6 protein-coding genes are annotated in these 6556 nt (G+C 70.7%); 4 read left to right on the top strand and 2 right to left on the bottom strand.

The window, feature by feature from the left end; all coding sequences use genetic code 11:
* Nucleotides 1–229: 229 nt before the first annotated feature.
* Entirely contained in the window at nt 230–673 is a 444-nt protein-coding gene (locus E1267_RS41830; RefSeq protein ID WP_132341572.1) for a replication initiator, read from the top strand.
* A 30-nt stretch (nt 674–703) separates the two neighbouring features.
* A complete protein-coding gene (locus E1267_RS41825) occupies nt 704–1732 on the top strand; it encodes an ArsR/SmtB family transcription factor (RefSeq protein WP_132341570.1) in 1029 nt (342 codons plus the stop codon).
* A gap of 59 nt (nt 1733–1791) precedes the next feature.
* Here E1267_RS41825 and E1267_RS41820 read toward each other — a convergent pair whose 3' ends face one another.
* Entirely contained in the window at nt 1792–2364 is a 573-nt protein-coding gene (locus E1267_RS41820; protein WP_132341568.1) for a hypothetical protein, read from the bottom strand.
* Nucleotides 2365–2466: 102 nt separating this feature from the next.
* The gene (locus E1267_RS41815) at nt 2467–3945 is read right to left on the bottom strand and encodes an Nramp family divalent metal transporter (RefSeq protein WP_132341566.1); all 1479 of its coding nucleotides are present in this window, start codon (nt 3943–3945) and stop codon (nt 2467–2469) included.
* 248 nt (nt 3946–4193) lie between these two features.
* Between E1267_RS41815 and E1267_RS41810 the strand changes: the two genes are divergently transcribed.
* Nucleotides 4194–5459: a hypothetical protein gene (locus E1267_RS41810; protein ID WP_132341564.1), complete on the top strand. Its 1266-nt coding sequence runs from the start codon at nt 4194–4196 to the stop codon at nt 5457–5459.
* 206 nt (nt 5460–5665) lie between these two features.
* Entirely contained in the window at nt 5666–6457 is a 792-nt protein-coding gene (locus E1267_RS41805) for a hypothetical protein (RefSeq protein WP_132341562.1), read from the top strand.
* The last annotated feature ends 99 nt before the right edge of the window (nt 6458–6556 follow it).

The following is a 6556-nucleotide window of genomic DNA, read 5'->3' as shown; positions in this document are numbered from 1 at the left end:
GTGGGAGATGCGCCGGGTCGAGTGGGGCGGTCGGGGGTCGGCGGGTTCGGGCTGGTTCGGCGGAACCGTCTAGGATCGGTACCGGCTGGCGGGGACCCCGTTACGGTCTGGCACGGCGACACGGATACCGATCAGGGCGCGGGTGATCAGGGGCCGCATCCGATGGTGCTGGTCACGTTCACCGCTCCCAGCTTCGGGCGGGTGCACGCCTCCCGCGATGGCGGGGCGCGTGCGGGAGCTGCTGCGCGTCTCCTACGTCAAGGTGGCCGAATCCCAGAAGCGAGGGGTGGTCCACCTGCACGTACTGGCCCGCCTCGACGGCGTGAACCCCGACGATCCGGATCAGGTGATCGCCTCTCCAGCGTGGGCGGATGCGAACCTGCTGACAGCCGCGCTCGCGCACGCTGCGGCACGGCGGGGGCGGCAACTGGACGTGCGGCCGATCCAACCCCGGGAGCTGGACCGGGCGCGGGTGGCCGGGTACCTGGCCAAGTACGCGACCAAGACCCTGTCCGACAGCATGAGCGGTCTCCCGGCTTCGCGGCCACGCACCGACGAACCGGGACTCGATGAACCCCGGACGCTCCCGGCGCACGTGGCGGCGCTAACGGCGACGGTGCGCAGGCTGGCACGCCTGGGCACCTGCCGTATCAACCGTGCAACCGGACTGTAAGTCAGGAGAAAGCGCCAGGATTAGGTTGATGTGCACCTGATCGAGTTTCCCGACTTCAAGGAGTCCGACGTAACCAGCACCGCTGTGTGGAGCGAACTGCGCATGACCTCCACGCCTCAGCTGTCCATCTCGATCTCACCGCACCTCACCGCCCTGGCGATGATCTCCGACGCGCTCGCCGGACGCCGCCGCGGCCTGCCGGAGCTCTGGCGCAAGGCGATCAGCTCCCGCGTCCGGCCGCAGGGACACCAGGCCGTACGGCCGCTCGCCGCACCCGGCTACTCGGTCGTACCCGACAGCCTCGTGCCCCGCACGCCCACCGACGGGGACGTCTCGGTGCGGGACCAGATCGACACCCTGCGCGACCTGCCGCCCGACGCCCTGATCAAGGATCTGGAGCAGGCGTTCGGCGACCGGCCGCTGCCGGCCCACTGGCGTCCGGCGGCCGAGCGGCCGGACCGCTGGCTGCACGGCTACGCCGGCGCCCTCGCCGACGTCTGGCACACCACGGAGCCGCTGTGGCGCCGCGCCCGCCCCCTGCTGGACAACGAGATCCGACGGGTGGGCGTCGCCGCCGTCCGCGGCGGCCCGGAGCTGCTGCTCGGCGCGCTCAACCACCGCATCACGTACGGCGAGCGCGGGCTGCTCATCGCCGACGTCGAGTCCAGCACGTACGAGCTGGGCGACAGAAAGATCGTCCTGGTGCCCATGCTGGCCGGCAAGGACGCCGTCATCGTCAGCCTGGACAACGAGCACGCGGTGTGGATCGCCTACCCGGTGCCCGGTGCCGACCAGCTGTGGCGTCGGCCCGGGGGAACGGCGCACGGCGAGTTGTCGGCGCTGATGGGGCCGGTCCGCGCGGACCTGCTCTGCGCGATGGAACAGCCCATGACCATGAGCATGCTGGCCGGCGACATGCAGGTGGCGCCCAGCAGCATCACCTACCACTGCGACCGGCTCATCGCCGCCCAGCTCATCAGCAGGGAGCGGCGCGGCCGCGAGGTGTGGATCGCCCGCACCCAGCGCGCCGACGAACTGCTGGAGATGTTCCGCCGCTGAGGGGGCGGGAAGGACGGAGAGCGCGCCGGAGAACCCGGCGCGCTCTCCGTTCGCGCGGATCAGCCCGCCTGGCCGAACTGGTAGAGCAGCTGGCCGTCGAGCTTCCAGCCCGGCTCGTTGGCCAGGATCTTGCGGGTGTGCGACGCGATCGCGAGGCGCCACCTGTTCTTGCCGGTCAGGCGGAACACCTCCACGTCGCCACCGGCCGAGGCAGAGGCGGGCGCGTAGCCCATCACGCCGTCGTCGCGGAACCTGCCGGTGCCCGTCAGACGCTCGCGCTCGGCCGGGGAGGCCGTGACGATGTAGGACGCCTTCTTCGTCCAGCGCAGCCGGTAGATCGGCTTGCCGCCGGGGAAGGGCTTGCGCGAGATGTAGTAGAGCGGCGTCCGCGTGACCTTCCAGCCGTGCCTGCTGACCGCGGTGTTCCGCTCCGACGCGCTCGCCGTGTAGAAGAACCCGCCGTCCTTCGTCACCAGCTCGTAGAGCTTCGCGCGCGGAGCGGCGGCGTTCGTGGCGGACGTCTCCGTGGCGGCGGAGGCCTGCGTGGTGACCCCGGCGCAGAGCGTGGCACCGAGCGCCACCGCGAGCCCCAGGCCGGCGGGGCGGGCCAGGCGGCCGAACGACAAAGCCATGAGAGGTTCCCTCCGATACGCTGACAAGTCCGCGACAAGCTAGCAGGGCACCTGGAGGGAACCAGTTCACTTCGGCATACGTGCAAGTGTTTCCGTGAGCGGCTAGAACGTCACCAGCGGGTCCCCGATGAAGTCGGCGATGAAGTTGACGAAGAAGAAGCCGAAGAACAGGAAGTTCAGCACGAGGATCACGTAGTGCCACGGCCGCGGGCGAGCCGGGCGCGGCAGCTTGCTGTTCAGATACATGAGCAAGAACGGGTAGAGCAGCGCGCCCAGGTTCGACATGTTGGCCGACCACTCCACCAGGGCCACCGGCAGCGATTGGAAGATGATGATCGAGATGATGACGAGCAGCACGATCATGAACGGGTAGTAGAAGCGCCGCGGATCCCCCTGGATGAGGGCGCGCAGGCGCGGGCTCGTGGCGTTGGCCGCGTCCGTCGTTACCCGGACCATCGCCTCGAAGATGCCGAGCTGCGTCGAGAACAGCACCAGCACGCCCAGCAGCAGCCCGATGAAGAAGACCGCCTGCCCGTACTCCGCGCCCAGCGCCGAGGCGACGAACGTCGGGACGTTCTCCCGTGTGGGCTTCTCGCCGGACATCGTGACGGCATGCGACATGAGGATCGTGGGCAACAGCATGCCGAGCACGGCGCCGACGAAGAACACCCCCCACATGTCGACCATCAGCAGCCTGTACCACCTGCGCCACAACCCCCGGTTGCGCTCGTCGTCGGGGAACGTGACGCCGCTGGCGAGGATCTCGCGCCGTTCGCCGCGCAGGCCCGAGATGAAGCCGACGCGATGGCCCATGCCGTAGCCCTTGTCGCGGTAGTGGCCCATGACGTACCAGTTGAGACCCGAGGCCAGCGCGGTGAACCCGGCCAGGCCGCCGAGTTGCGTGGCGGTGATCCCCTCCGGCGGCGCGGCCGGGGTGATGAAGCCGAGAATGCCCTCCCACCACTGGCTGAACGGCACCACGAGCAGGTCCACCGCCAGCAGCGCGAGCAGGACCGAGCCGACCATCACCCAGTTCGCCAGCTCCAGCACACGGCTGATCCGGCGGGCCAGCGCGGTGATGACGAACACCAGAACCAGCAGGGCGACGGCCCACCAGCGCGGCTCCAGATCCCCTGAGGGCGGCGGCGTGCCGTGGATCAGCGCGTACACCCCGTCTCCCGCCGACGAGGCCCAGCCGCCCGCGATGAACGCGAAGATCACGATCAGGACCGACAGCGGCACCCAGAGCGGCCAGCCCGGTGGGACCCGCCCCCAGCCGACCACCGGCGTCTCACCCGTCGCGAGAACGTACCGGGAGCACTCGACGTTGTAGAACGTCTGCAGCAGCGCCGAGACCAGGATCACCCAGCCGACGCCGATGAAACCGTACTGGCCCACGCTCAGGGGGCCGAGCAGCCACTCGCCGCTGCCGATCGAGATGCCGAGAGCGATCAGGCTCGGGCCGACGGCGTACTTGAAGAGTTCCTTGGGGCCGATCTTGGAGACCTTGAAGACCTCCTCCGGCGTGGGCAGGTCGGTGACTTCGAGATCCGGACGGCTGACTCCGAGTGGGTGCGACATCTCACTGCCTCCTGCGTTCACAGTGATCCCGAACCACGGCCGCAACAAGGCCCAATCGTGCGTGGGAACGCGCTCGTTCCCGGTCCGTGCGACACCCTCATGACCGGATCGCTGCGGCGGGCCCCGCCGGGCGGCACGGCGGGCCTATCCTTCGGTTCGTCAGTGAGTGCGGCTGAGGGGGCGGTCACGTGCGACGATCCGCACGACTCACACCGAACGGCAGGGCCGGGCGGGGTGCGCGGTTCACGGTGATCGGGTTGGCCGTGGTGCTCGCCGGTTGTGCCTGCGCCGGGTCACGTCCCTCCCTGCCGTCCGGCACGGCCGCTCCGTCCCCCGGCGGTGCGATCACCCCCCGGCCGCAACCCGGCACGCCGCTGCCCGCGATCCCCGCCGTCCCGGCCCGCTGCCCGCAGCCTCCGCTCCAGGCCGACGACCTCAGACCCGAGCCCGCCCCCGCGCCCGGCTGGCGGGTGCTCTGGCGCGACAGGCGGCCCGGCACGCTGGACGACCTCGCGGTGGGCCGCGACGGAGCCGTGTGGGCCGCCCACTCCACACAACGGGCGTCGGCCGGCGTGGTGGAGACCCGCTTCGCGGGCCTACGGAGATGGGAGGGCGGGCGACGGCAACGCTTCCCCTTGCCCGGAGCGCAGGTCACCGCGCTGGGGGCGGTCTCCCGCGACCAGGTGTGGGCGTACGGCTCGATGGACGGGCGCCCGGGGCTGGTGGCCGCCTACATGAACGACACGCTCGTTCCCCGGCACATCGTCACCTCACCCCGATCTCACCCGCCCACCGCCGGCCCCTCGTCCACAGGGTCGTCCGAGATTCCTTCCGATGACGCCTTCGCCGGTGGATCCCTCGGCTCGTACGGTACGGCGGCGCGCGGGCCGTGGGTCGTGTCGGGGCGGGCGGCGATGCGGTGGGACGGTTCGGGCTGGCCGGCGTACCGGCTGCCGTCCAGGGCGGGAGCCGTCGGGGGAGAGGGCGCGAACGTGTGGACGGTGAGCGGACCGCCCGTCCCGGGTGAGCCCGCCGCCGCTCGCTGGAACGGCTCGGCCTGGCAGGCGGTCGGCGTACCGGAGCTCGGCTTCCCGCGCGACGCCTCCTCGCCCAGGGTCCGGCTCGCCGACGTGGCCGTGCTCGGGCCCGGCGACGTGTGGGCGGTCGGCGGAGTGTCGTGGCTGGTGCCGGGGAGGTACGACGCGGAGGGGGAACCGCTGGAGCGGTCGCGCCCGGTGGCGCTGCACTGGGACGGCGGAGCGTGGCGCTGCCGGTGGGGGCCGGTGGGCACCACGTTCACCCAGGCGGAACCGGACGGCGCCGGTGGCATGTGGGTGCTCGACGCGACGGGTTCCCGTCTGCTGCGTCAGGTGGCGGGCCGCTGGACGTCCGCCGAGGTGGACGGCGTCGTCGCGGCGCTGGCGTGGCGTCCCGGCACCAGGGAGGTCTACGCCGCCGGTTCGGTCCCCGGTGACGGCGACCTCACCAGGGCCGCGCTCTGGCGGCACGGGTAGGACGTCCCGCGGCCCGACGACCAGCCCGGCGTCTCTGGAATCGGCGAGATGGTCACAGCGAGGGGGACGCGGTGACATAAGCGCGATCTTGTCCCAAGACATCCGGCAAAGCGGTGAGACGTTCCTCGCGTGGCGTTACACAACGTTACGAGAGTGACTACATAGAGTGATTGAGCCTTGTCACATCGTGATAACAGGGGGAGATCGTGAGAAGTAAGCTCATAGCCACAGGTGGCGCTCTCGCCACCGCCGCCGCGCTCGTCGCCATAGCCGGTCCTGCCCACGCTGAAGAAGAGGTCACCTGCGGCCTGAGCGTGTCCGACGCCACCCACACGCTTAGCATCGACCGCTGGGGCGTCTACGCGTCCCGTCGCGACGCCGACGCCTGCACCGACCGTCGCGAGCGGAGGGCGTACCGTTACGGCGACACGACGGCCCGTACCGAGGAAGCCGCGGAGAGCGGGGAGGCAGCCGAGTCGGAGCACGCTGAGAGCTCCGAGGAAGCCTATGAGGCCGAGGACGCGGAGACGTCGGAGGAAGCCGCTGAGTACGAGGAGGGATGGCACTCCGAGGAGGGCGAGCACGCTCATGAGGCTTGGCATTCCGAGGAGGCTGCGGAGTCGGAGGAGGGGTGGCACGCCGAGGAGGCTGCCGAGTACGAGGAGGGATGGCACGCCGAGGAGGCTGCCGAGTACGAGGAGGGATGGCACGCCGAGGAGGCTGCCGAGTACGAGGAGGGGTGGCACTCCGAGGAGGGCGAGCACGCTCATGAGGCCTGGCAGTCCGAGGACGCCGAGCACGCTGAGGAGCACGACACCACCGACCTGGAGGCCGTGGAGGACGACAGGTACGCCCAGGACGCCTGGAGCCGTGAGCACGGTGACAGGCCCCACCACCACGGCTACCACCCGTACCACCGCTGGGGCTGGCCGCGGTATGGCTACCGCGCCTGGGGACACCCCTACGCCTGGCCCGCCCCCTGGTACGGCCACCACTAGGCGGACGATCTGGTCAGGCCGGCGCTGAGAAGGACGGCCCGATGCTGTTCGGGCCTACTCCGTACGGTCCCGGGTCACCGTTGCGTGGCCCGGGACCCC

This window comes from Nonomuraea longispora (genome assembly GCF_004348345.1).
Taxonomy (GTDB): domain Bacteria; phylum Actinomycetota; class Actinomycetes; order Streptosporangiales; family Streptosporangiaceae; genus Nonomuraea; species Nonomuraea longispora.
Note: the sequence above shows the minus strand (reverse complement) of the source record. Positions and strands in the feature narration are given on the sequence as shown.